23 protein-coding genes and 1 tRNA gene are annotated in these 25151 nt (G+C 69.7%); 9 read left to right on the top strand and 15 right to left on the bottom strand.

Annotation, left to right across the window (positions count from 1 at the left end):
* Nucleotides 1-84 precede the first annotated feature (84 nt).
* On the bottom strand, nt 85-1266 hold the full coding sequence (coaE, locus tag ACN27F_RS31150) for a dephospho-CoA kinase (protein ID WP_421439033.1): 1182 nt from the start codon (nt 1264-1266) through the stop codon (nt 85-87).
* Between the two features lie 168 nt (nt 1267-1434).
* Nucleotides 1435-2952, bottom strand: a complete 1518-nt coding sequence (rpsA, locus tag ACN27F_RS31145) for a 30S ribosomal protein S1 (protein ID WP_421439032.1) — start codon at nt 2950-2952, stop codon at nt 1435-1437.
* Nucleotides 2953-3540: 588 nt separating this feature from the next.
* Here rpsA and ACN27F_RS31140 point away from each other — a divergent pair.
* From ACN27F_RS31140 to ACN27F_RS31125, 4 genes are read left to right on the top strand one after another with little or no spacing between them, the layout of a single operon-like run.
* A complete protein-coding gene (locus ACN27F_RS31140; RefSeq protein ID WP_421440572.1) occupies nt 3541-4332 on the top strand; it encodes a class I SAM-dependent methyltransferase in 792 nt (263 codons plus the stop codon).
* 10 nt (nt 4333-4342) lie between these two features.
* A complete protein-coding gene (locus ACN27F_RS31135; RefSeq protein WP_421439031.1) occupies nt 4343-4987 on the top strand; it encodes a Uma2 family endonuclease in 645 nt (214 codons plus the stop codon).
* A gap of 49 nt (nt 4988-5036) precedes the next feature.
* Nucleotides 5037-5306, top strand: a complete 270-nt coding sequence (locus ACN27F_RS31130) for a DUF2945 domain-containing protein (RefSeq protein WP_421439030.1) — start codon at nt 5037-5039, stop codon at nt 5304-5306.
* Entirely contained in the window at nt 5296-5628 is a 333-nt protein-coding gene (locus ACN27F_RS31125) for a DUF3140 domain-containing protein (protein WP_421439029.1), read from the top strand. Before ACN27F_RS31130 ends, ACN27F_RS31125 begins: the two co-directional genes overlap by 11 nt.
* Before the next feature lie 16 nt (nt 5629-5644).
* On the opposite strand, the gene ACN27F_RS31120 is transcribed toward ACN27F_RS31125, so the two are convergent.
* A complete protein-coding gene (locus ACN27F_RS31120; protein ID WP_421439028.1) occupies nt 5645-6367 on the bottom strand; it encodes a spermidine synthase in 723 nt (240 codons plus the stop codon).
* Between the two features lie 349 nt (nt 6368-6716).
* Between ACN27F_RS31120 and ACN27F_RS31115 the strand changes: the two genes are divergently transcribed.
* On the top strand, nt 6717-8216 hold the full coding sequence (locus tag ACN27F_RS31115) for a SulP family inorganic anion transporter (RefSeq protein WP_421439027.1): 1500 nt from the start codon (nt 6717-6719) through the stop codon (nt 8214-8216).
* Nucleotides 8217-8281: 65 nt separating this feature from the next.
* Here the strand turns inward: ACN27F_RS31115 and polA are convergent, their stop codons facing one another.
* From polA to ACN27F_RS31065, 10 genes are all read right to left on the bottom strand, one after another.
* A complete protein-coding gene (gene polA, locus ACN27F_RS31110) occupies nt 8282-10969 on the bottom strand; it encodes a DNA polymerase I (protein WP_421439026.1) in 2688 nt (895 codons plus the stop codon).
* Between the two features lie 50 nt (nt 10970-11019).
* Nucleotides 11020-11814 carry an amino acid ABC transporter ATP-binding protein gene (locus ACN27F_RS31105; RefSeq protein ID WP_421439025.1) on the bottom strand — a complete coding sequence of 265 codons (795 nt, stop codon included), beginning with the start codon at nt 11812-11814 and terminating at the stop codon, nt 11020-11022.
* Nucleotides 11814-12851 (bottom strand): amino acid ABC transporter permease, encoded by a 1038-nt coding sequence (locus tag ACN27F_RS31100; protein WP_421439024.1) that lies wholly within the window; start codon nt 12849-12851, stop codon nt 11814-11816. The genes ACN27F_RS31105 and ACN27F_RS31100 overlap by 1 nt, the downstream gene beginning before the upstream one ends.
* 22 nt (nt 12852-12873) lie before the next feature.
* Nucleotides 12874-13773 (bottom strand): ABC transporter substrate-binding protein, encoded by a 900-nt coding sequence (locus tag ACN27F_RS31095; protein ID WP_421439023.1) that lies wholly within the window; start codon nt 13771-13773, stop codon nt 12874-12876.
* A gap of 40 nt (nt 13774-13813) precedes the next feature.
* The gene (locus ACN27F_RS31090) at nt 13814-14524 is read right to left on the bottom strand and encodes an ABC transporter ATP-binding protein (RefSeq protein WP_421439022.1); all 711 of its coding nucleotides are present in this window, start codon (nt 14522-14524) and stop codon (nt 13814-13816) included.
* On the bottom strand, nt 14514-15311 hold the full coding sequence (locus ACN27F_RS31085; RefSeq protein WP_421439021.1) for an ABC transporter ATP-binding protein: 798 nt from the start codon (nt 15309-15311) through the stop codon (nt 14514-14516). The genes ACN27F_RS31090 and ACN27F_RS31085 overlap by 11 nt, the downstream gene beginning before the upstream one ends.
* Nucleotides 15304-16413: a branched-chain amino acid ABC transporter permease gene (locus ACN27F_RS31080; protein ID WP_421439020.1), complete on the bottom strand. Its 1110-nt coding sequence runs from the start codon at nt 16411-16413 to the stop codon at nt 15304-15306. The genes ACN27F_RS31085 and ACN27F_RS31080 overlap by 8 nt, the downstream gene beginning before the upstream one ends.
* A complete protein-coding gene (locus ACN27F_RS31075; RefSeq protein WP_421439019.1) occupies nt 16410-17360 on the bottom strand; it encodes a branched-chain amino acid ABC transporter permease in 951 nt (316 codons plus the stop codon). Before ACN27F_RS31075 ends, ACN27F_RS31080 begins: the two co-directional genes overlap by 4 nt.
* 100 nt (nt 17361-17460) lie before the next feature.
* Complete coding sequence (locus tag ACN27F_RS31070; RefSeq protein WP_421440570.1) at nt 17461-18585, bottom strand: branched-chain amino acid ABC transporter substrate-binding protein; 1125 nt, start codon at nt 18583-18585, stop codon at nt 17461-17463.
* 309 nt (nt 18586-18894) lie between these two features.
* Nucleotides 18895-19506: an ANTAR domain-containing response regulator gene (locus ACN27F_RS31065; RefSeq protein ID WP_421439018.1), complete on the bottom strand. Its 612-nt coding sequence runs from the start codon at nt 19504-19506 to the stop codon at nt 18895-18897.
* Nucleotides 19507-19611: 105 nt separating this feature from the next.
* Here ACN27F_RS31065 and ACN27F_RS31060 point away from each other — a divergent pair.
* Nucleotides 19612-19688: transfer RNA gene (locus tag ACN27F_RS31060), tRNA-Leu, on the top strand.
* Nucleotides 19689-19854: 166 nt separating this feature from the next.
* On the opposite strand, the gene ACN27F_RS31055 is transcribed toward ACN27F_RS31060, so the two are convergent.
* A complete protein-coding gene (locus tag ACN27F_RS31055; RefSeq protein WP_421439017.1) occupies nt 19855-20841 on the bottom strand; it encodes an aldo/keto reductase in 987 nt (328 codons plus the stop codon).
* Nucleotides 20842-20952: 111 nt separating this feature from the next.
* Here ACN27F_RS31055 and ACN27F_RS31050 point away from each other — a divergent pair, with 111 nt between their 5' ends.
* Nucleotides 20953-21639 (top strand): TetR/AcrR family transcriptional regulator, encoded by a 687-nt coding sequence (locus ACN27F_RS31050; RefSeq protein WP_421439016.1) that lies wholly within the window; start codon nt 20953-20955, stop codon nt 21637-21639.
* 74 nt (nt 21640-21713) lie between these two features.
* On the opposite strand, the gene ACN27F_RS31045 is transcribed toward ACN27F_RS31050, so the two are convergent.
* Entirely contained in the window at nt 21714-22808 is a 1095-nt protein-coding gene (locus tag ACN27F_RS31045) for an alpha/beta fold hydrolase (protein ID WP_421440568.1), read from the bottom strand.
* Between the two features lie 287 nt (nt 22809-23095).
* On the opposite strand from ACN27F_RS31045, the gene ACN27F_RS31040 reads away from it, so the two are divergent.
* The gene (locus tag ACN27F_RS31040) at nt 23096-24316 is read left to right on the top strand and encodes a hypothetical protein (protein ID WP_421439015.1); all 1221 of its coding nucleotides are present in this window, start codon (nt 23096-23098) and stop codon (nt 24314-24316) included.
* A 233-nt stretch (nt 24317-24549) separates the two neighbouring features.
* Entirely contained in the window at nt 24550-25149 is a 600-nt protein-coding gene (locus ACN27F_RS31035; protein WP_421439014.1) for a LemA family protein, read from the top strand.
* Nucleotides 25150-25151: the final 2 nt, after the last annotated feature.

Here is a 25151-nt window from a genome sequence, read left to right as displayed (position 1 = left end):
AGCTGCCCCGGCACCAGCCGGCGAGCGCACCCGGAGTCGTCACGCGACGCGTGACCCGCCCGCCGCGAGCGCCCCACTTTCCCGCTAGGGTCGCCAGCCGGTGTCGCGAGCCCACTGCTGCCCCCGGTGCCAGGCCTGGTCGAACCACGGCTCCTTGGCCTCGGCGTACTCCCGGGTCGGTATGCCAAGCGCCGCCAGTTGCTGTTTCAGAGCCAGGTAGTCGGCCCGTTCCTGCCCGTCGGCGCGCAACTGGTCGCGGAACAGCAGGGCGAACCGCCAGCCTGGCGAGTCGGCGACCCGGACATGCAGATTGACCGCCCGGCCGGGGTCGGCGTTCGCGTGCAGCCGCTTCGGCCACCGGTCCGTGGTCGGGTCCGCCCGGGCCACGTCCCACCACTCGCCCGGCATGCGCGGGAACCCGGCGTCGGCGAGCGCGCCGGCGCAGGCGTCGGCGTCGGCGAGCGACGCGACGGTCAGCTGGACGTCGATGACGTCCTTGGCCGCCAGTCCGGGCACGGACGTGGAGCCGACATGGTCGACCCGCCGGTCGGCCCCGACCGCGTGCCGGATCCGGGCCGCGATCCGGTCGTACTGGGCCGGCCACGTCGGGTCCGGCGCGGCGAGGCTGGCCAGCGGCGGGCGGGCCGCCGGGCGCCCGAGCCGCAGATTCGCCTCGAACGGCACCAGCCGGTCACGCCAGAGCAGGTCCACCGCCGTGTGCAGGTCCTCGTGGGTGCCGTCGTTGCGCACCAGCACGTCGGCGGCGGCGGCCCGCCGCGCGTCGCTGGCCTGTGCCTGGATCCGGGCCTGGGCGTCGTCGCGGCTCATCCCCCGGTCACGGACCATCCGCTCGATCCGCAGCTGCGCCGCCGCGGCCACCACGACCACCAGATGGTACGTGGCCCCGAGCCCGGTTTCGACCAGCAACGGTACGTCGTTGACGACGATCGCGTCCGGCGGCGCGGCTGCGGTCAGCTCGGCGGTCCGGGACCGCACCCGTGGGTGCACGATGCTCTCCAGTCTGCCCCGGGCCCTCTGGTCGGTGAACACCCGGGCGCCCAACGCCGGCCGGTCCAGCGCGCCATCGGCGTCGAGGACCGCTGCGCCGAAGGCCGCGACGATCTCGTCCAGCCCGTCGGTGCCGGGCGCGACCACCTCCCGGGCCAGCCGGTCGGCATCGATCAGCGTGGCACCGTGCTCGACCAGCCGGGCAGCGACCGCGCTCTTGCCGGCCGCGATCCCACCGGTGAGTCCCACCCTCAGCATGCTGTCAAGTGAACCTGATCCGCCCTGCCACACCCACGATCGGGGTGGCTGCCGACGGTCGCCCGCCCGACGACGAGCCGGCCGGACGACGAGCCGGCCGGACGACAACGACGGTCCTGCCGGGCGGGATGCCCGGCAGGACCGTCGTGGTGTTTCAGGCGGTACGGGTCAGCTCTTACCGCCGGCCAGCTTCTCCCGCAGCGCGGCGAGTGCCTCGTCGGTGGCGAGGGTGCCGGACGGCTCCTCGCTGGCCCGCGACGGGGCCGCGCTGGCAGCCGCGCCACCACCACCGCCGCTGCCACCACCGCTGGCGGCGGCAGCGGGCGGCGCCGGGTTGGCGGCCGCGTCCGCGTCGGCCGCGCGGGCGGTCTGGACCTGCCGGGTGTGCGCCTCCCAACGGGTACGGGCCTCGGCGTACTGCTGCTCCCAGGTCTCCCGCTGCTTGTCGAAGCCTTCCAGCCACTCCCCGGTCTCCGGGTCGAAGCCTTCGGGGTAGATGTAGTTGCCCTCGTTGTCGTACGTCGCGGCCATGCCGTACAGGGTGGGGTCGAAGTGCTCCTCGCCCTCGACGAATCCCTCGTTGGCCTGCTTGAGCGACAGCGAGATCCGCCGGCGCTCCAGGTCGATGTCGATGACCTTGACCATCACGTCCGAGCCGACCTGGACGACCTGTTCGGGGATCTCCACGTGCCGCTCGGCCAGCTCGGAGATGTGCACCAGGCCCTCGATGCCGTCGTCGACGCGGACGAAGGCCCCGAACGGCACCAGCTTGGTGACCTTGCCGGGCACGATCTGCTGGATGGCGTGGGTCCGGGCGAACTGGCGCCAGGGGTCCTCCTGCGTCGCCTTGAGCGACAGCGAGACCCGCTCGCGATCCAGGTCGACGTCGAGCACCTCGACCTCGACCTCCTGGCCGACCTCGACCACCTCGGAGGGGTGGTCGATGTGCTTCCAGGACAGCTCGGAGACGTGCACCAGGCCGTCCACGCCGCCGAGGTCGACGAAGGCGCCGAAGTTGACGATCGAGGACACCACGCCCTTGCGGACCTGGCCCTTCTGCAGCTTGTTGAGGAACTCGGTGCGCACCTCGGACTGCGTCTGCTCCAGCCATGCCCGGCGGGACAGGACCACGTTGTTGCGGTTCTTGTCCAGCTCGATGATCTTGGCCTCGAGTTCCCGGCCGACGTACGGCTGCAGGTCACGCACCCGCCGCATCTCGACCAGCGAGGCGGGCAGGAAGCCGCGCAGCCCGATGTCCAGGATCAGACCGCCCTTGACCACCTCGATGACCGAGCCGCGGACGACCCCGTCCTCGTCCTTGATCTTCTCGATGGTGCCCCACGCGCGCTCGTACTGCGCACGCTTCTTCGACAGGATCAGCCGACCTTCCTTGTCCTCCTTCTGCAGGACAAGTGCTTCGATGTGGTCGCCGACCGAGACCACCTCGGCAGGGTCCACGTCGTGCTTGATCGACAGCTCGCGTGAGGGGATGACGCCCTCGGTCTTGTAGCCGATGTCGAGCAGGACCTCGTCCCGGTCGACCTTGACGACGGTGCCTTCCACGATGTCGCCGTCGTTGAAGTACTTGATGGTCTCGTCGATGGCCGCGAGGAACGCTTCCTCGGTGCCGAGGTCGTCGACGGTGACCTTGGGTGCGCTCGAGGTGGCCTCGATGCTGCTCGTCATGTGGGCGGTTGCTCCGGATCGGATGGTTGTCACAGCTGGTTTGTCATTGCGGTGACCTGGCGTGGCTCACGGATCCGCCGGCGGACACATCGCGACGATGACGTCTTCGTCACCGAACGTGACCGGAGGATCATCGACCGCCGCTGCCATCATCGGGATGTAACCGCCGACCGCGAACCTGCTCCCTGCCGAGGCACACGATCCGCGAGCGCATCGACTAGCCTACCGGTTGCATTACCACAGCGTGCAAGCCCTTCCGGGAGCTATCCGGCCGAGGTGTGCGAGGGTTGGGAAAAATCGGGCTCACCGGCGAGGTTCCAGGCCGCTTTTCAGGAAAGATGTGACCGAGATCACACAGCATGAAGTGAGAGTCAACCCTAGCACGACCGGCCGGGCGCGCTCCCATGACGCCCGGGTCGTACCGTCAGGTCCGTGGACACCGCACCGGCTCGGACCGACGGCCGACAACCCGTAGGCCTACCCGCAGTGACCGGCGACCAGGCACCGGTCGGGCAGGCGTCGGTCGACCAGGCGCCGACCGCCCCGGTGGTCGACCGGCCCCGGGTCGACCGGCGGCCGGTGACCGACATGGAGGCCCAGCGGGCCAACCGCCGCTGGTGGGACGGCGACGCTGACGACTACCAGGCCGAACACGGCGACTTCCTCGGCGACGCCGACCTGCGCTGGTGCCCGGAAGGACTGCGCGAGGCCGACGTGGGGCTGCTCGGCGACGTCGCCGGCCGACGTGTCCTCGAACTGGGCTGCGGCGCGGCGGCCGGTAGCCGCTGGCTCGCCGGTCGCAGGGCGCACGCCGTGGCGCTCGACCTGTCCGGCGGGATGCTGCGCCAGGCCACGCTGGGCGCCCGACGCACCGGCGTACGGGTACCGCTGGTGCAGGCCGACGCCCTCGCGCTGCCGTTCGTCGACGGCGCGTTCGACGCCGTGTGGACGGCGTTCGGCGCGGTGCCGTTCGTCGCCGACTCGGCGGCGGTGATGCGCGAGGCGTACCGGGTGCTGCGTCCCGGCGGCAGCTGGATCTTCTCCATCACCCACCCGATGCGTTGGGTCTTCCTCGACGACCCCGGCGAGGCCGGCCTGACCGCGGTGCACTCCTACTTCGACCGGCGCCCCTACGTGGAGACCGATGCCGACGGAGTGCCCAGCTACGTCGAACAGCACCGCACCCTCGGTGACCGGATCCGCGAACTCGTCGGCGCCGGCTTCCGGCTGCGTGACCTGGTCGAGCCGGAGTGGCCGGACGGGCACGACCAACTCTGGGGGCAGTGGAGTCCGCTGCGCGGACGGCTGTTTCCCGGCACCGCGGTCTTCGTCGCGGACAAGCCGGCCGGGTGCCGCCCGTCGGGGGCCCGTCACGGGTAGGGTGACAAAGGTGAGCGCCGAGCCGATGCTTCCTGCCGGGCCGCAGCGCGGCGCGGCTGGGGCCGGAGCGCCCTGGCAGCCAGCGCCCTGGCAGCCGGACCCGATCCGGCAGCGACTGGCCGACTACAGCCTGGAAGACGTCCTCGCCCTGCCCGCGGACGCCCCCCGCGTCGAGCTCCTCGACGGAGTCCTCACCGTGGTTCCCTCCCCCACTCTTGACCACCAGAACATCGCCAGCCTGCTGTGGCTGTGGCTGCGGCGGCACGCGCCGGACGGGTACCGCGCCACCCAGGCGGTCGGCATCGCGGTCGGCCCCCGCAACACCTACGAGCCCGACGTGCTGGTGTACCGCGCCGAAGGCAGCGGCGACCGGCACTACCTCACCCCGGACCAGGTGCTGCTGGTCGTCGAGGTGGTCTCCCCGGCGACCCGGCGGCGGGACCGGTTCGACAAGCCCGCCGGGTACGCGGCGGCCGGCATCGCCCACTACTGGCGGGTCGAACAGGACCCGGTGCGGATCTACGCGTACCGGGCCGGTGACCGGCCCGGCGCCAGCGGCGAGCGGGAGTACGCCCTCGTCGCCGAGAGCGCCGACCTGCTGGAGCTCGACCACCCGTTCCCGGTGAAGCTGCCGATCGACGAGATCACCCCGTAGCCGGCCGGCCGACGCGGTTCGCGGCCGACACGGTGGGTAGACGGTCGGCATGGCGAGGAACAAGCGACCCCGCGAGGGCGACCGCCCCGAGCAGCGTCCCGGCGAGCCCGTACGACACCCGCGCCCCGGGGACCGGGTCAACTGGCGTAGCCACGGAGTGACCGTGCCCGGCACGGTCGAGGAGGAGATCACCTCCCGCCGACGGGCCGCCGGCCGGACCGTGGCCGCCGACCCCGAGCATCCGCAGTACCGGGTCCGCAGCGACAAGTCGGGGCGGGACGCGGTGCACCGGCCGGAGGCGTTGCGCCATGAACGGTGACGGCGCGCAGGCGTACCGCTCGTTCGTCGAGGCGGTCAACATGAGTCCCGGCGACCTGGAGAAGTGGCTGCGCAGCTCGCAGTCCCAGGAGGCCGGTCAGCACAAGGACGGCGGCGAGTCCGTCGGGCATGCGTCGGGCCGGCGCATCGTGGAGCTGCTGCGGACCAAGCGGGAGGCACTGTCCGACGACGACTACGCGCACATGCGCAAGGTCGTCGGGTACGTGCACCGCCACCTCGCCCAGCGCCCGTCCGGTGACGTCACCGAGACCCGGTGGCGGTACTCGCTGATGAACTGGGGCCACGATCCGCTGCGGTCCTGACCGGCAGAAACCGCGCTCAGCGGCAGGTCGCCAGGTAGACGGTGTTGGCCGAGGTTCCTCCGGTCAGCGGATTGGCGAAGGTGACCACCTCGGCTCGGGCGGTGACGAAAACCTCCGTCAGCACGGCCTGGAACTCCTCGTCGGGTGGGTCGTCGGACCACAGTGCGAACACTCCGCCCGGGTGCAGGTGGCGGGTGAGCCGGCGCAGCCCCGCCGGGCGGTAGAACTCGGCGTGCCCGGGGTGCAGCAGGTGCCGGGGCGAATGGTCGATGTCGACGACGACGGCGTGGAACCGCCGCCCGGGTGAGCGCGGATCGAATCCGGCGGCGCCGGCGGCCAGAGCGAAGAAGTCGGCCTGCGACAGGGTGCACCGTGGGTCGGCGGTCAGCCGGCGGCCGGCCGGCACCAGCGCCCGGCGGTGCCAGTCGATGACCGCGTCGGCCGCTTCGACCACGATCAGCGACCGGACGACGGCGGCGTCCAGGGCGGCGGACGCGGTGTAGCCGAGACCGAGCCCGCCGACGACCACGTCCACCTCGGTGCTCCCGGCCGGTACGGCGGCGAGAGCCAGCCGGGCCATCTCCACCTCGGCGACGGTGAACAGGCTCGACATGAGGTACTCGTCGCCGAGCTTGACCTCGTACACGTCCTGGCCGACGACCGGATCCCACCGGCGTCGCAGGCTGATCTCCCCCATCGGGGTGTTCCGCCAGTCGAGTTCCTGCAAGCGCGCCGGCATCGACACCTCTCCCGGGCCGGGTATCGCGCACCGCGAACTGTTGGGCGCGCCGGTCCACGGTACGCCCGTGACGATCGTCACCGCTGACTGCGATCGGATCGGCCAGGTGGATAAGGTCGCTCGGGCCCGCCGGACGACGGCCGTTCCGATAGCCGATGGCGCTGGTAGCCGAGGCGACGGCGGATGGAAACAGGGCGGTCACGTCCGACCGGCAGGGTGGGGGGAGATCACCTGTCGGAGTGCGTCGAGGCGCCCTTCGCCGCCGGGTTACGCCGTGCGCTTCGCGCGAGCGGCGGCGGGCCCGAAGAAACGTCGCGCGCCGATGCGCGCCTGATCCGGAAACGACGGTATGTCTGCGTTGCTGCCTGCGGTGCTTCGACCGCGCCTGTCCCGTCCCTCGTGGCTGTCGCCACGGGTGCTGCGAACCGAGGTCCTGGCCGGGCTGGTGGTCGCGCTCGCGCTGATCCCGGAGGCGATCTCGTTCTCGATCCTCGCCGGGGTCGATCCACGGGTCGGGTTGTTCGCCTCGTTCACCATGGCGGTCACCATCGCGATCTGCGGCGGCCGGCCGGCGATGATCTCCGCCGCGACGGGCGCGGTGGCGCTGGTCGTAGCGCCGCTGGCCCGTGATCACGGGCTCGGTCACCTGGTGGCCGCGGTGATCCTCGGCGGCATCGTCCAAGTGGTCCTCGCCGTGCTCGGTGTCGCGCGGCTGATGCGGTTCATTCCGCGCAGCGTGATGGTCGGCTTCGTCAACGCGCTCGCGATTCTGATCTTCGCCGCTCAGGTGCCGTACCTCATCGGGGTGCCGTGGCTGGTCTATCCTCTGGTCGGCGCCGCGCTGGTGATCATGGTGGGGCTCCCCCGACTCACCAGGACGGTTCCGGCACCACTGGTCGCCATCGTGGTGCTGACCGTGGTCACCGTCGCGGCCAACCTGGCCGTGCCGACCGTGGGCGACCAGGGTGCCCTGCCGGACAGCCTGCCCGTACCCGGTCTCCCGCAGGTGCCGTACACCTGGGCGACGCTGCAGGTGATCGCCCCGTACGCGCTCGGCATCGCGCTGGTCGGGCTGATGGAGTCGCTGATGACCGCGAAGCTGGTCGACGACATCACCGACACCCACTCCAACAAGACGCGGGAGTCGTGGGGCCAGGGCGTCGCCAACGTCGTCACCGGCTTGTTCGGCGGCATGGGCGGCTGCGCGATGATCGGCCAGACGATGATCAATGTGAAGGCCGCCGGCGCCCGCACCCGGCTGTCGACCTTCCTGTCCGGGGTCTTCCTCCTCGTCCTGGTGGTGTCGCTCGGCGACGTCGTGGCAACGATCCCGATGGCCGCACTGGTCGCGGTCATGATCGTGGTGGCCGTGTCGACGTTCGACTGGCACAGTGTCGCCCCAGCCACCCTGCGGCGGATGCCGTGGGGCGAGACACTGGTCATGGTCACCACCGTCGCGGCGGTGCTGGCCACCCACAACCTCGCCATCGGGGTCGTCGTCGGCGTCCTGGTCGCGATGGTGATCTTCGCCCGCCGGGTGGCGCACATGGTGGCAGTCACCAGCGTGCTCGACCCCGACGGCGGCACCCGGATCTATTCGGTGCACGGCGAACTCTTCTTCGCCTCCAGCAACGATCTCGTCTACCAGTTCGACTACCTGGGCGACCCCGACCACGTCATCATCGACATGACCCACGCGCATGTCTGGGACGCCTCGTCGGTCGCCGCGCTCGACGCCATCACCACCAAGTACGCCGCGCGCGGCAAGACCGCCGAGATCGTCGAACTGAATCAGCCGAGTGCCCGGATCCACGGCAGCCTCGCCGGTCAACTGGGACTCGGCCACTGATCGATCGGCCTCGGGCGGCCGGCTGGGCCGGATTCAGTGCTCGGCGCTGTGCCAGTCGGTGCCGATCAGTGCTCGGCGCTGTGCCAGTCGGTGCCGACACCGACCGAGACCTCCAGCGGCACCGACAGCGGGTACGCCGATCCCATCTCGCGGCGGACCAGCGTCTCCAACTCGGCCCGCTCCCCGGGGGCGACTTCGAAGACCAGCTCGTCGTGCACCTGCAGCAGCATCCGGGACCGCAGCGTCGAGGCCCGCAGCGCGGCGGCGATGTGCAGCATCGCCACCTTGATCAGATCGGCGGCGGATCCCTGGATGGGGGCGTTGAGCGCCATCCGCTCGGCCATCTCCCGTCGCTGACGGTTGTCGCTGACCAGGTCGGGCAGGTAGCGGCGGCGGCCCAGCACGGTCGAGGTGTAGCCGTCGGTGCGGGCCTGGGCGACGATCGCCTGCAGGTAGTCGCGCACCCCGCCGAAGCGGCTGAAGTACTCCTCCATCAGCGCGCGGGCCTCGTCGGTGGCGATGCCGAGCTGCTGGGACAGGCCGAAAGCGCTCAACCCGTACGCCAGGCCGTAGTTCATCGCCTTGATCCGGCGGCGCTGCTCGGCGCTGACCGACTCCAGTGGCATCTGGAACACCGACGAGGCGGTCGCCGCGTGGAAGTCCGCGCCGGAGTTGAACGCCTCGATCAACGCCGCGTCGGCGGACAGGTGCGCCATGATGCGCATCTCGATCTGGCTGTAGTCGGCCGTCAGCAGCGACTCGTACCCGACGCCGACGACGAACGCGCGACGGATCCGGCGGCCCTCCTCGGTGCGGATCGGGATGTTCTGCAGGTTCGGGTCGGTGGAGGAGAGCCGACCGGTGGCCGCGACGGTCTGGTTGAACGTGGTGTGGATGCGGCCGTCGTCGGAGACCGACTTGAGCAGTCCGTCGACCGTCGACTTGAGCCGGGCGACGTCGCGGTGGCGCAGCAGATGGGCCAGCAGCGGGTGCTCGGTCTGGGCGAACAGCCACTGCAGCGCGTCGGCGTCGGTGGTGTAGCCGGTCTTGATCCGTTTGGTCTTGGGCAGGCCCAGCTCGCCGAAGAGGATCTCCTGCAGCTGCTTGGGCGAGCCCAGGTTGAACTCTCGGCCGATCACCTCGTACGCCGCCTGGGCGGCCGCCTTGACCTCGGCGGCGAACAGCGTCTCCAGGTCGGTCAGGTAGTCGGTGTCGGCGGCGATGCCGGCCTGTTCCATGCCGGCGAGGACCTCGACCAGCGGCAACTCGACGTCGGCGAGCAGCCGGGTGGCGGCGTCGCCGTCGCGGGCCAGTTCGGCGTCGATGGCGGTGGCCAGGTCGAGCGTCGCCCGGGCACGCAGCATCAGGTTCTGCTCGATCTCGCCCTGCGGGCCGAGCCCGTCGAGCATCAACTGGCCGTTGTCCGGGACGTCGACACGCAGCTCCCGGTGCAGGTAGCGCAGCGCCAGGTCGACCAGGTCGTAGGACCGTTGGTCCGGTCGGGCGAGGTAGGCGGCGAGCGCGGTGTCGCGCTCGATGCCGTCCAACGCCCAGCCGTGGGCGGCGAAGGCCAACCGGGCCGGCTTGCTGTCGTGCAGCACCTTGCGCCGCTGCGGATCGGCCAGCCAGGCGGCGACGGCGGCTTCGTCGGCCGCGTCGAGCGTCGCCGGGTCGAACCAGGCGGCAGCGCCGTCGACGGTGGCGACCGCCACCGCGGTGAGCGAGCCGGTGCCACGGCCGAAGGCGCCGGCGACCGCGATGCCCACGGCGGCACCCGCCGGGGTATGCGCGGCGAGCCAGGGCGTCACCGCCCCGGCGGCGAGAACCTGACCGGCCAGGTCGAATCCGGCCTCGGCCTCCGGCTCGACGGCGTCGAGATACTGGTAGAGCCGATCCCGCAGGATCCGGAACTGCAACGTGTCGAAGACCTGGTGGACGGCTTCACGGTCCCAGCCGGTCCACTTCGCCTGCGCCGGGGTCAGCGGCAGCTCCAGGTCGGCCACCAGGCAGTTGATCTCGTGGTTGCGGATCACGTCGGCGAGTCGCTCCCGGAGGCTCTCCCCCGCCTTGCCCTTGATCTTGTCGGCCTGGGCGATCACGCCGTCGAGGTCGCCGTACTGGCTGATCCACTTGGCCGCGGTCTTCGGGCCGACGCCGGGCACGCCCGGCAGGTTGTCGCTGGACTCGCCGACCAGCGCGGCGAGGTCACGGTACTGCTGGGGGCCGACACCGTACCGGGCGGTGACCGCCGCCGGGTCCATCCGGGCCAGGTCGGAGACGCCCTTGCGCGGGTAGAGCACCGTGGTCCGGTCGTCGACCAGCTGGAACGCGTCCCGGTCGCCGGTGCAGATCAGCACCTGCATGCCAGCGTCACGCGCCTGGTGGGCCAGGGTCGCGATGACGTCGTCGGCCTCGTAGTTCTCCTTGCTCACCACCGGGATCCGCAACGCGGCGAGAACCTCCTGGACCAGGCTGACCTGACCGGCGAAATCCGCCGGGCTCTCCGCCCGGCCGGCCTTGTAGTCGGCGTAGCGCTCGGTGCGGAAGGAACGACGGGAGACGTCGAAGGCGACCACGATGTGGGTCGGCCGTTCGTCGCGCAGCACGTTGATCAGCATCGAGGTGAAGCCGTAGACCGCGTTGGTGGCCTGCCCGGTGCTGGTGGAGAAATTCTCCACCGGCAGGGCGAAGAACGCCCGGTAGGCCAACGAGTGGCCGTCCAGCAACAGCAGGCGGGGTGCGTCGTCGGTCACGCCGCGACTCTAGTCGCCGGATACGACACCACGCCGGGCGGCTCACGTGGTCACAGCACTTTGCTGAGGAACGACCGGGTGCGCTCGTGCCGCGGATCGGCCAGCACCTGCCGGGGCGCCCCGGCCTCGACCACCACGCCGCCGTCCATGAAGATCAGCGAGTCGCCGACCTCACGGGCAAACCCGATCTCGTGGGTCACCACGATCATGGTCATCCCGTCCCGGGCCAGGTCGCGCATCACGTCCAGGACCTCGCCGACCAGCTCCGGATCCAACGCGCTGGTCGGCTCGTCGAACAGCATCAGCTTGGGTTGCATGGCCAGGGCGCGGGCGATCGCGACCCGCTGTTGCTGGCCGCCGGAGAGCTGGCCGGGATAGGCGTCCGCCTTGCCCGCCAGGCCGACCCGTTCCAGCAGGGCGAGGGCGCGTTCGCGGACGTCGGTCCTGGGCTGACGGCGTACCCGCAGCGGGGCCTCGGTCACGTTGGCCAGCGCGGTCATGTGCGGGAACAGATTGAACCGCTGGAACACCATGCCGATCGAGCGACGCTGGGCGGCCACCTCCCGGGCCGGCAACTCGTGCAGCTTGCCGCCGTGTTCGCGGTAACCGACCAGCGCGCCATCCACCCAGATCCGCCCGCCGTTGATCTTCTCCAGGTGGTTGACGCAGCGCAGGAAGGTCGACTTGCCGGAGCCCGAGGGCCCGATCACGCAGCACACCTCCCCCGGGCGCACCGTCAGGTCCACCCCGTTGAGGACGTCGAGCTGGCCGAACGACTTGTGCACGTTCTCCGCGTACACCATCGTGCCGGCCGGTCCGGCGTCGCCGGCGTCCGTCGTGTTCATCACGACCCCTCCCGGTCAGGCCCGGCCGGCCGGCCGGCGGTCACCTCGTCGGGCCCGGGCCCGGCCGACGGGTCGGGCCCGGCACCGGCCCGTGGCCTGGGCCGCCGACCGGTGCTGCCGAATCCCCGGGAGAACCACCGTTCGACGAAGTACTGGCCGACCATCAGCACACTGGTCAGCGCCAGGTACCACAGGCAGGCCGCGACCAGCATCGGAAAGACCTGGAAGGTACGGGCGCCGACGGCGGACAGCTGGAAGAACAGCTCATTGGTGACCGGTACGAAGGCCAGCAGCGAGGTGTCCTTGAGCATGGCGATCGTCTCGTTGCCGGTCGGCGGCACGATCACCCGCATCGCCTGCGGCAAGACCACCCGGCGCAGGGTCAGCCCCTGGCTCATGCCGAGCGCGGCGCACGCCTCGGCCTGGCCCGGATCGACCGACTGGATGCCGGCGCGGACGATCTCCGCCATGTAGGCGGCCTCGGACAACGCCAGTCCGAGCAGCCCGGCGACGAAGCCGCTGAGCGCCGTGCGGGCGTCGAATCCCCAGATACGGGCCTCGAAGTCGGCGACGCCGAACAACGCGCCGAGTTGCCGGTCGAACGGCAGGCCGAACTCCAGCCGCTCCCACAGGATGCCGAGGTTGCCGAAGAGGACCAGCAGCACCACCCGGGGGACCGCCCGGAAGAACCAGGTGTAGAGCCAGGCGACCGCGGCGAGGATCGGGTTGCCGGACAACCGCATCACCGCGACCAGTACGCCGAGGCCGACGCCCAGCACCATCGCGATCAGCGTCATCGTGATGGTGGTCCGGACACCTTCGACGATCGGCGGCCGGAACATGTTGTCGATCATGAATGCCCACTGGAACCGGCGGTTGGTGACCAGCAGGTGGACGAACATCGTGGTGAGTACGGCGAGCACACCGACGGCGACCCAGCGACCCGGGTGACGTACCGGAACCGCCTTGATCGGTTCGGGGCGCGCCCGCCCCGCTGCGGACGGCGCCGGGCCGTCCGCAGCGGATGGGGACTTCACCGACATCGGACAGGTACGCCGATCAGGGGTTGACGGCCGGGTCGGGTATCCCGCCGGCCTCGACACCCCAGTTGCTCAACGCCTGCTCGTAGGCGCCGTCGTCGATGACCGCGGTGAGTGCCTCGGCGAGCGCCTCGGCGAACTCGGTCTGCTCCTGGGCCACCACGTAGCCGTACGGGGCCGAGTCGTAGATGTCACCGGCCAGTTCCAGCTCGCCGTCGGTCTGCTGTACCGCGTACGCGCACACCGGCGAGTCGGCGAGCATGGCGTCGTTCTTGCCGGTGACGACCGACGCGGTCGCCTGGTCCTGGCCCTGGAACTGCTCGATGGTGATCTCCGGCTTGCCGGCGGCGACGCAGTCGGCGGAGCGGGCTTCGAGATCCTCCACCTGCACCGTGGCGGCCTGGACCGCCACCCGCTTGCCGCAGGCGTCGTCCGGGTCGACGGTCTCGCCGGCCCGTGCCGCCCACTGGGTGCCGGCGGCGAAGTAGGAGACCATGTCGACCTGGGCCTTGCGCTCGTCGTTGATGGTGAACGACGACACCCCGATCTCGTACTTGCCGGACATCACCCCGGGGATGATGTCGTCGAACTGGCTGGGCACGTACTCGGTGGTCAGGCCGAGCTTGCCGGCGACGGCGTTGAACAGGTCGACGTCGAAGCCGATGACGGTGCTGCCGTCGGTGTCGAGGAACTCGGCCGGGGCGTAGGTGGCGTCGATGCCGACCAGGATCTTGCCGTCGGCCACGATCTCGTCGGGCACCAGCGCGGCCAGATCGTCGTCGGCCTCGGCACTCGGCGCGCCGGCGCCGGGCTGCTCGACGGCCTCCTGCTCACCGCAGGCGGCCAGGGTGAAGACCAGGGCGAGGGCACCGGCGATCCCGGCGGCGGCGCGCCGGGTCCGGTGGTATGCGGTTGTCACGATGTCTCTCCAGAGGGGGTCGGGTCGTACCGGTGCCGGGTCAGGCGACACCCAGGTACGCCTCCTTGACAGCGGGGTCGTGCAGCAGGTCCGCACCGGTGCCGGACTTGACGATCCGACCGGTTTCCAACACGTACGCCCGGTGTGCCCGGGACAGTGCCTGCTGGGCGTTCTGCTCGACCAGCAGGACGGTGGTGCCCTGCTGGTTGATCTCCACGATGATGTCGAAGATCTGCTGGATCAGCATGGGTGCGAGCCCCATCGACGGCTCGTCGAGCAGCAGCAGCTTCGGCCGGCTCATCAGCGCCCGGCCGACCGCGAGCATCTGCTGCTCGCCACCGGAGAGGGTGCCGCCGGGTTGCCTGCGCCGCTCGGCGAGCCGGGGGAACAGGGTGAGCACCCGGTCCAGGTCGGCGGCGATGCCGGCCCGGTCGTGCCGGGTGTACGCCCCCATGTCCAGATTCTCCAGGACCGACATGCCGGGGAAAATTCCCCGGCCCTCCGGCGCCTGGCAGAGCCCGCGACGGACCCGCAGGTCGGCCCGGAGCTTGCTGATGTCCTCACCGGCGAAGCGGATCCGCCCGGAGGCGATCGCGCGGATCCCGGAGATCGCCCGCATCGTGGTGGACTTGCCGGCACCGTTGGCACCGATCAGCGCGACGATCTCGCCCTCGTCCACGGTCAGGCTGATGCCGTGCAGCGCCTGGATCCGCCCGTACAGCAGGCTGACGTCCTCGATCTCAAGCAGCATCGTCCGGCACTCCCAGGTAGGCGGCGATCACCCGGTGGTCCTCCCGTACCTCGGCGGGCAGGCCCTCGGCGATCTTCTTTCCGAACTCCAGCACCACGATCCGGTCGGTGACCCCCATGACCAGGCGCATGTCGTGCTCGATCAGCAGCACGGTGACGCCCCGGTCGCGGATCTGGCGGATCAACTGGAGCAGGTCCTCCTTCTCCGCCGGGTTGAAGCCGGCCGCCGGTTCGTCGAGGCAGAGCAGCACCGGGTCGGTGGCGAGCGCCCGGGCGATCTCCAGGCGACGCTGCTCGCCGTACGACAGGTTGCGCGACATCTCGTCGATGCGGTGCCCGATGCCGACGAAGTCCAGCAGGTCGCGGGCTTTGGCACGGCCGTCACGTTCCTCACGCCAGTGCCGTGGCAGGCGTAGCATCGCCGAGATCACGCTGGTCTTGTGGTGGGCGTCGGCGCCGACCTGGACGTTCTCCAGGGCGGTCATCTCGGGAAACAGGCGGATGTTCTGAAAGGTACGCGCCATGCCCATCCTGGTGATGTGGTGACGCTTCTTGCCGGTGATCCGCTGGCCGCGGAACCGGATCTCGCCCTCGGTGGGGCGATAGATGCCGGTCATCGCGTTGAAGCAGGTGGTCTTGCCGGCACCGTTGGGGCCGATCAGGCCGAGGATCTCCCCCTTGTAGAGGGTGAAGTCCACGTCGTCGAGGGCGACGACGCCGCCGAAGCGCAGCGTGACGTGGTCGACCTCCAACAGCGGTTCACGTGCGCCGTTCTCGTTCTCAGCCACCGACTGCCACCTCCTTACGCCGGTCCTTGAACTCCGCCGAACGCCGGCGGCTGGCGATCAGACCCTGCGGCCGGAAGATCATCATGACCACCAGGGTGAGCCCGAAGACCAGGAACCGGTACTCGTACAGCTCGATGCCGAACAGCTCGATGCCGCGGAACCGCTCGATCAGGTACGCGACCAGGCCGCCGCCGACGATCGCCCCGACGATGTTGCCGGAGCCGCCGAGGATCACCGCGGCCAGGATGATGATCGAGTTGAGCAGTTCGAAGTTCTGCGAGCTGACGAAGTTCTGCTTGCCGGCGAACAACGCGCCGGCCAGGCCGCCGATCGCCGCACCCATGGCGAACGCCCACAGCTTGAACTTGAAGGTCGGCACGCCCATCAGCTGGGCGGCGTCCTCGTCCTCCCGGATGGAGATCCAGGCCCGGCCGACCCGGCTGTTGCTGAGGTTGTGGACTCCGATCACCACCACGATGATCAGGGTCAACACCAGCCAGTAGTACGGCCGGGCGTCCAGCACGCCGAAGACCGGCTTTCCGTCGGCGTACTCGCCGGGCGGGTGCGGGATCTGGTTGAGCCCACGCTGGCCCTTGAGGAACTCGGAGCTGACCGCGGCGATCCGGATCATCTCGGCGAAGCCGAGGGTGACGATCGCCAGGTAGTCGCCGCGCAGTCGCAGGGTCGGCGTGCCGAGCAGCAGCCCGGAGATCATGGTGATACCGATGGCGAGTGGCAGCGCCGCCAGCCACTGCCACTCGGTCTTGAGGTCGCTGCTGGGCGAGGTGAGCACCGCGACCGTGTACGCCCCGACGGCGAAGAAGCCGAAGTAGCCGAGGTCCAGCAGGCCGGCGAAGCCGACCACGATGTTCAGGCCGACCGCCAGCAGCACGTAGATGGAGACGGTGAACAGCACCTGCGCGAAGTTGGACTCGGTCGTCGGGATCGGTCCGAGGTACTGGTAGAAGCCCTCGTTGGGCAACGCGTAGAAGAACACCACCACGGCGGCGATCAGCGCCCAACGCACCCACTTGGGCATGTCGTGCCACCGGTCGGCGAACTTGCCGCGTGCGTCGTGCAGCTTGGCCCGCAGGTCTGTCATGCCCGTGCCCTCCCCAGTGACTCGCCGAGCAGTCCGGTCGGGCGGAACATCAGCAGGACGACCAGGACGGCGAAGGCCACGAAGTCCTTCCACTGCGTGCCGAACAGGCCGGAGGCGTAGTTCTCCACCACGCCGAGCAGGAAACCGCCGAGCAACGCACCCCGCAGGTTGCCGATCCCGCCGAGCACCGCCGCGGTGAACGCCTTGAGTCCGAGCAGGAAGCCGACGCTGTAGGTCAGCACTCCGATGCGGACGTTGTAGAGAAGGCCGGCGACACCGGCCATCAGACCACCCAGTACGAAGATGATCATGATGATCCGGTCCTTGTTGACCCCCATCAGTGCGGCGGTGTTCGGGTCCTGCGCGACCGCACGCACACCACGGCCGACCCGGCTGCGGTTGATGAAGAAGTCGAGGCCGATCATCATGGCCAGCGCGGCGACGACGGTCAGCACCTGCACGATGCTGATCGGCACCCCGGCGACGTGGAACCACGGCTCGTTGCTGACGATGGTCGGCAGGCCCTGCGGCAGCCGGCGGGTGTAGACGCCGAACGCCTCGGACATCACGATGGACGCGCCGATAGCGGTGATCAGGAAGGCCAGCGGCGGCGCGTTGCGCCGGCGCAACGGCCGGTACGCCACCCGCTCGACCAGGGTAGCGGTCGCCGCCGAGGCCAGCGCCGCGGCGACCATGGCGATCAGGAAGTAGAAGATGATCAGACCGACTCCGGAGACCACCGAGTTCTGGGTGAGTCCAAGAGCCGACCACGTCCACAACGCGGCGAACGCGCCGGCGATGAAGACCTCGGAGTGGGCGAAGTTGATGAGTCGCAGTACGCCGTATACCAGCGTGTAACCCAGAGCGACCAGGGCATAGATGGCGCCCTGTGTCAAGCCGGTCGTGGTGAGCTCTCCGAAGTTCGAGAGCAGTCCGTTGACGTCCAAGGAGGGTGCTCCATCAAGGGCTGGGAAAAGAGTCGGGTGCGGCCGGGAGCGTGCTCCCGGCCGCACCCGTTAACAGCTGACCTGCCGATCGGGCGGCGGGTCAGGCCTTGGGGATCTCCTGGTCCGGCACGACCTCGCCGTTTTCGACCTTGAACGCCCAGACGACCACCTGCGAGGCGTCCAACTCGCCCTTGTCGTCGAACTTGTAGTTGGCCGCGACGCCCTCGCCCTCGTAGCCACGCACCCACTCGAGCATCGCCTCACGGGTGGTGTTGCCCTCCCCGATGCCCTGCAGGAAGATGTTCGCCGCGTCGTAGGCGGTGTCGCTGTAGGTGCCCGGCGGGGTGCCGTGCAGCGCCTCGTAGTCCTCCGCGAAGCTGCCCCGGGCCTCGGTGGCCGGCTGGCAGGGGCAGGTGAGGATGGTGCCCTCGGCCGCCGCTGCGCCGGCGGAGGTGACGAAGGCCGGGTCGTTCACGCCGTCGCCGGCGACCATGATCGCGGTGATACCGGCGTCGGTGAGCTGCTTACGGATCAGCCCGGCTTCCTGGTAGTAGCCGCCGAAGAAGACCGCGTCCGCGTTGGCCGAACGCACCTTGGTCACGGTGGCGGAGAAGTCGACCTGCTTGCCCTCGCTCTGCACCTTGTCCGAGTCGACCACCAGGTCGCCGAGGACGTTCTTGACCTCGTCGGCCAGGCCCGCGCCGTACGCCGACTGGTCGTCGATGACGAAGACCCGCTCGGCACCGAGCACGTCACGGATGTAGACACCCGCCGCCGGGCCCTGGCTCAGGTCGTTGCCCACGCCCCGGAAGAAGGTCGGCCAGCCCTGGTCGGCCAGGCTCGGCCGGGTCGCCGACGGGGTGATGGTGGGCAGTCCGGCCTCGGCGAACAGCGGACCCGCCGCCTCGGACTCACCGGAGTACGCCGGACCGACGATGCCGAGTAGCTTCTCGTCGTCGATGGCCCGCTGGGCCAGGCCGGGCGCCTGGTCCGGGCTGCCCTGCGAGTCCAGGCCGACCAGCTCGACGGTGCAGTCCGAGTTCTCCTCGTTGTACTGCTCGACCGCGAGGGCCGCTCCGTTGTTCTCGTTGATGCCGAGCGCCGCCGAAGGACCGGTCAGCGCCCCAAAAAAGGCGATCTTGTAACCGCACGCATCGCCGCCAGCTTCCGTGCTCTCGCCGTCGCTGCTGCTACAGGCGGCACCGCCCGCGACGAGCGCCATCATGGCGACGCCGCCGAGCACGCGTACAAGACTACGCTTCAAGGCTCGAAACCCTCCTCGATCCAATTGGTCCGAGCCACCCACTGCCGATTGGCTCTTGCGGGAAGCACGCACCCAGCCGCTATCCCGGCCTTGGGGCGGGACGTTATCCCACCTGCCGGGCACGCCGTAAGGTCCAGGAAGGGCCGTTGACAAAAACGTTACGTAGCGTGGCCTGATCGCCCGCCTGGCTGTAACACCAGGCCCGGGCTGCCATCGAAATACCTGCCCAGGGAGGCCGGTCCCTACCCGGGGAGGCCGGCGGTCGCCGCCCTACTGGCCGGGGGTGTCCCCCGGGGTCTCGGCGAGGATGCGCTCCGCGACGTCACGCATGGTCATCCGATGGTCCATCGCCATCCGCTGGATCCATTTGAAGGCCTGTGGCTCGGTCATCCCGTACGAGGTCATCAGCATGCCCTTGGCCCGCTCCACGAACTTGCGGGTCTCCAACCGGTCGGTCAGCCCGGCGACCTCGGACTCCAGCGCGGCCAACTCGGCGTAGCGGGACAGCGCGATCTCGATCGCCGGCACCAGGTCGCTCTTCTGGAAGGGCTTGACCAGGTACGCCATCGCGCCCGCCGCCCGGGCCCGCTCGACCAGCTCGCGCTGGCTGAACGCGGTGAGGATCACCACCGGTGCGATCCGTCCGTCGGCGATCCGCTCGGCGGCGGCGAGCCCGTCCATGATCGGCATCTTGATGTCGAGGATCACCAGATCGGGCTTGAGGTCCTCGGCGAGCCGGACGGCGGTTTCGCCGTCGCCGGCCTCGCCGACCACGTCGTAGCCCTCCTCGACGAGCATCTCCGCCAGATCGAGCCGGATCAACGCCTCATCTTCGGCGATCAACACCCGCCTGCGCTCGGTACCCGCCTGCGTCTCGGCCACGTACCCCTACCCCCAACGCTTGCCAACCGACACCCACCGGGTTGGGTGTCGCAGCCATCAGCGTAGTAGGTAGGCTTAGCGGAGCCAGGCCCCAGACCCGACAAAGTCCCCGTACTCCAACCGGTAGAGAGGCGGAGCTCAAACCTCCGACAGTGTGGGTTCGAATCCCACCGGGGGCACCACAGTTCGAGCCTTGTGCGCTGCCTCAACCCGGCAGAGTGAGTCTCGAACTCTGACCTCACTCGACCTCGTTCCGCGACGGGGCAACGGATGGGGCCGCGCCACATGGGGTTTCTGAGGAACTGAAGTGGCGGCGTGGAGGCGTGCAGCGCGCGTTCCGGGGTCTGCTCAGCGGTTGTGTTCGATCGGGTGGGGCCGGTAGGGCTCTTCGAGGGCGGCGATGTCGTCGTCGGAGAGCTGGAGGTCGAGGGCGGCGATGGCGTCGGTGAGGTGGTGAGGTTTGCTGGCGCCGATGATCGGTGCGGTGACGACGGGCTTGGAGAGCAGCCAGGCGAGCGCGACCTGTGCGGGCGGTAGGCGGAGACGGTTGGCGACCTCGAGGGTACGGGTGACGATCTGCTCGTCCTCGGGCTGGTAGAGCGTCGCACCGTACTGCTTCGCGGTCTGCGCGTCCTTCTTCTCGCGTTCGGTTTGGGCGCTCCACGGGCGGGTGAGCTTGCCGCGGGCGAGGGGGCTGAAGGGGGTGACCGCGAGTCCGCGGTCGGCGCAGAGCGGGTGCATCTCGCGTTCCTCCTCGCGGTAGAGCAGGTTGTAGGCGTCCTGCATCGAGACGAAGCGTGCCCAGCCGTGCTGTTCGCTGGTGGCCAGCGCGGTGGCGAGCTGCCACGCGTACATCGCGGAGGCTCCGATGTAGCGGGCCTTGCCGGAGCGGACGACGTCGTTGAGTGCCTCGATGGTCTCCTCGATCGGGGTGCTGTGGTCCCAGCGGTGGATGATGTACAGGTCGACGTAGTCGGTTCCCAGGCGTCGCAGGCTGTTGTCGATCTCGGCGAGGATCGCCTTGCGGGACAGGCCGTAGCCGTTGGGGCCGCGGCGGGTCGGGCCGGCGACCTTGGTCGCGATGACGACCTCGTCGCGGTTGGCCATGTCGGCCAGCGCCCGTCCCACGTACTTCTCACTGGTGCCGCCGGAGTAGATGTTGGCGGTGTCGAAGAAGTTGATGCCGGCATCGAGGGCCTGCTTGACGATCTCGCGGGTCTGGGGCTCGCGCAGTGTCCAGTCGTGTTCGGGGAGCGCGGGGTCGCCGAACGACATGCCGCCGAGGCAGATCGCCGAGACGTCCATCCCGGTCGAGCCGAACTTGGTGTAGCGCATGGTGGTGGTCCTTCCATGGGCCGAAGCCCGGTTGAAGTGAGAGGTAAACCTCCGCTTCGTCCATGCTAGCAGAATCGGAGGCGCAACTATCGTTTTGCTAGACTCCTCGCGATGGCACAGATTTCGGGATCAGCAGCGGACGGTGGCGCTCGGGCGCCGTCGCGTCCGCGTCGCCGTGATGCCGAAAGGAACCGGCGTCGGCTGCTCGACGCCGCACGGGAGCTGTTCGCGGAGCGCGGCTTCGGGGTCACCATGGACGATGTGGCCGAGCGCGCCCAGGTCGGCGTGGGCACGGCCTACCGGCATTTCGTCAACAAGGACGAGTTGATCGTCGCCCTGTCGGAGGAGAGGATCGCGGGCGTCGGTGCGATCCTGGACCGTGCGCTGGCCGAGCCCGATCCGTGGCGGGCGATCGTCGGCTATCTCGAGGACTGGCTCGCTCTGCATGCCGGCGACCGGGGTCTGAAGGAGATCTTCCTCACCTCGCCTCGCGCCCGGCGGCTGGACGACGAGGCGCAGGGCCGGCTGCGCCCGCGGCTCGATGAGGTCGTGGAGCGGGCGAAGAGCGCCGGTGTGCTACGGCCCGGTGTCGAGACGACCGATGTGGTGCTCGTGCAGATGATGCTCTTCGCCCTCCCCGCCTCACCACGATCCGGCCCGATCGACCCCTGGCGCCGGTTCCTCCCGGTCCTGCTCGAAGGGATCCGTCCCAGGGATGCAGTCCCGCTGCCGGGGCGCGCCTTCAGCGGAGCCGAACTCGACGAGGCGATGACCGGGATCCTGCCCCCGCGTCGGTGAGAGACCCGAGGCCCAGGGGAACGTCCGGGCCCTGAATGAAAAGGACCGCCGGACTGGCCAGGCACGCCCGGGGATCATGCCTCGTGGTCGAGGAAGAACTCTTCCAGGGTGCGCGCGAAGAACTCGGGCTGGGCGAGGTGGATGACGTGGGTGGCGTCGATCTTGCGATAGCTGCCCGTGCGGAGGAGCGAGACGGCCCGGTCGGCGTCCTCCTGACTCATGGCGCCATTGAGGGTGCCGTCGGCGAGGATCGAGAAGTCGGCCTGGAGCAGAAGTGCCGGGCAGCTGACGTCCGCGAGGGCGTCGGCGTGGTCGAAGCCCTTGTTCCATGTGCCGTCGTGGAAGGCGGCGCCGAACCGAGGATCGAACCGGTCCATGCCGCGCAGGAGCAATCGCACCGTGTCGTTGGGGAGCAGCCCCACATCGACCGGCTCACCTGGGTGAGCGCGCCGATACGTCTTGATCGCGGCGGTGAGCAGGGATGCGGTGCCGGGGGCGACGTTGTTCGTGAAGAACTTCTTGTTGCTGGCGATCCAGTACAGCAGAAAGTCGTCGTCGGCGGTGATCCCAGCGCGGACGGCTTCGGCGCAGGTAGCGAAGGACCGGTCGGCGATCGTGGTCGCGATCCGCGGGTACTCAGCGGAGAACAGCGGTGGATCCTCCAGCACGACGCCTTTCACGAGCTCGGGCCGGTTCGCGGCAAGCCAGACGGCGAGGAGCCCGCCGGAGGAGTTGCCGGTCACGAAGGCCGGACCCCCGACGGTGGTCTCGATGAACGCGGCGAGGTCGGCGCCGATCCGGTTCGCGGACATGGGGTAGTCCGCGGGCACGGTGGTGGCACCATGACCCGGGTAGTCGATGTCGAAGACGTGGAACCGCTCGGACAGGCCCGGCAGGACGCGGCTGTAGCTGAACCAGTCCATATGCTGGGCATGCAGCAGCACCAGGGGCGGCCCGTTATCCGGCCCTTCCGCATAGCTGAGCCCGACCTCGCCGACCTGAGCCGACTTCACGACGAGTCCGGCCGCGGCAACTCTCCCCTTCCAGGGATCGACGTATCTATCGATGGCTCGCTTGACGAGCGCAACGCCGACCCCAGCGCCGGCGGCCGCGCTGCCGACCGCGATCAGGGCGCTCTTCCAGCCCGCGCTGCTCCTGCTCGTTCTCATCACGCTCCTGTCCCGGCTCGTGGATGTCCCTATTCTTCCCGCGAAGTCGGCGCTTCATGTTACGGGTTGAGTCTTCCCAACTGAACGGATGAGGCGACCCCGGTCATCGGGCGAGTCGGCCCTCTTCCTACCGGCGTCATGGCGCGTTGCTGACAACACATGAATCCTGACCCCCACTCGAACTACTCCCACATCCACAGTCACTGATACGTTCGACTCGATCAGGTCATCGCCGGTCATCGATCGACAACCTCAGGCGACCGGCCGTTCTCACGAGAGGATCGAGCATGATCAGTCCTGCTCGTCTCACCCGGCGTGGCATCGTCGTCGCGGTCACCGCCGCCGTCGTCGCCACGCTGGCGCCGGGCACACCCGCCAACGCGGCGGATCAGCGGTTCGAGTACCAGATCCGGCCGGGCACCGCGCAGTGGCGGGCGTTCGGCAGCCATCAGGAGATGGTGGACGCGGTGCAGATGCCGCCGGCGCTCGCGCAACGGTTGCGCACCACACAACTCGTCGACGCGGTGCTGGCCTACCCGCTGCTGCCCGACGCGCTGGCGTTCAACAGCGTCCAGCAGGGCCTCGACGTCGTCGCGCGGCGTTTCAGCGGCCTCGGTGAACTGCTCACCCGCCCGGACGCCGGGCAGGTCCTGCTGCAGCGTTACCGCGACCTGGACGTTGCGGTGCCGGCGGACGAGACTCTCGCGCAGGCCGGCGACCGCGCGCTCGCCGCCTGGAAGCTGGAAAGCATCCTGGCCCAGCCGACGGTGCTGGCCACGCTCGACCACCAGGAGTCCACCGCCCTGCTGCGCCTCGGGCTGGCGAAGCACCGGGCCAAGCGGGCCGACGCCGCCACCTACGGCGAGGCCGGCCTGGAGCCGACCGCGGTGCTGCTGGGCCGGGCCCTCGCGCTGCGCGAAGGCTGGAACTGGTCGCAGTCGCACCTGCTGCGCGAAGGCGTCGCCGTGCACCCTGGCGCGGTCAGCGCCACCGTCACCGCGGTCCGCCAGCACCTGGCCGACCCCGAGGTCACCCACGAGCTGCACGACGGCTTCGGCACGCTGGACTACGCCAGCACCGTCTACACGCCCTACGGCACCCCGGTGTCGGTGATCACCATGACCAGCGAGCTGACCAGCGCCCAGATCACCAGCTACAACAGCTACGTGGCGAGCAACTACCCGTCGGCGACACGGGAACGCAACGCCTCCCGCAAGTACAACTGCCACTCGTACGCGTGGTACAGCACCTCGTCGTCGAACGACCGGTGGATGAACACCCCCGGTGACGACAAGTACTGGCTGGACGGCAGCTACACCCGCTGGCAGGTGCCGTACATCTGGTTCGCCAACATGAAGATCTCCTACTCCAGTGACGACCACTCGGGTATCAGGGTGGGCACCGGCGACTACGTCCGCTCCAAGTGGGGCCAGTTGCCGCTGATGTACCACTACTGGAGTTACTCCCCGTACAGCAGCGCCACCACCAACTCGTACTTCCCCAGCTGACAACGCCGGCCGCAGCGCGCGGCCGGCCGCATGCCCACCGACCCGGGTCGCCGTGCCGACTCGGGTCGGTCGCCGTGCCCGACCGGGAGCCGTGCCCGACCGGGAGCCAGGGGTGGGTCGGCGTCCGGTCGCGGTTGCCGGCCGCGTTCCAGCAGGTGGCGTACGCTCGTACGGGCATCACCGCGGGTAGCGGCCCGGCCATGGCCAGCGCAGAAGGAGGTATCCGGGAGCCGATGGAACTCGTCATTGCCCTCTTTTGCCTGATAGCGGTGGTTGCGCTGGCCTTCGCCGGCTACGGCGTCGCCGTTTACAACGGCCTGGTCACCGGGCGCAACGGCTACCGCAACGCCTTCGCGCAGATCGACGTGCAACTGACCCGCCGACACGACCTCGTGCCCAACCTCGTCGAGGTCGCCAAGGGCTACCTCAAACACGAGCGGGAGACGCTGGAATCGGTGATCGCCGCCCGGGGCGGCGCGGTCGACGCCCAGGCCGCCGCCACCGGCCGGCCCGGAGATCCGGCGGCGATGCGACAACTCGCCGGCGCGGAGAACGTCCTGACCCAACGCCTGGGTCGGCTCTTCGCGCTCGCCGAGGCCTACCCGGATCTCAAGGCCAACCAGAACATGATGCAGTTGACCGAGGAGCTGACCTCCACGGAGAACCGGGTCGCGTTCGCCCGTCAGGCGTACAACGACGCGGTGACCGCGTACAACAACAAGCGGGAACGCTTCCCGGGCAGCGTGGTGGCGAGCATGTTCTCGTTCGGCCCGGCGGCGCCGTTCGAGGCGGAGGATCCGCAGCAGCGCCAAGCCCCCCGGGTGACGTTCTGACG

Source organism: Solwaraspora sp. WMMB335 (assembly GCF_049179075.1).
Taxonomy (GTDB): Bacteria; Actinomycetota; Actinomycetes; order Mycobacteriales; family Micromonosporaceae; genus Micromonospora_E.
Note: the sequence above shows the minus strand (reverse complement) of the source record. Positions and strands in the feature narration are given on the sequence as shown.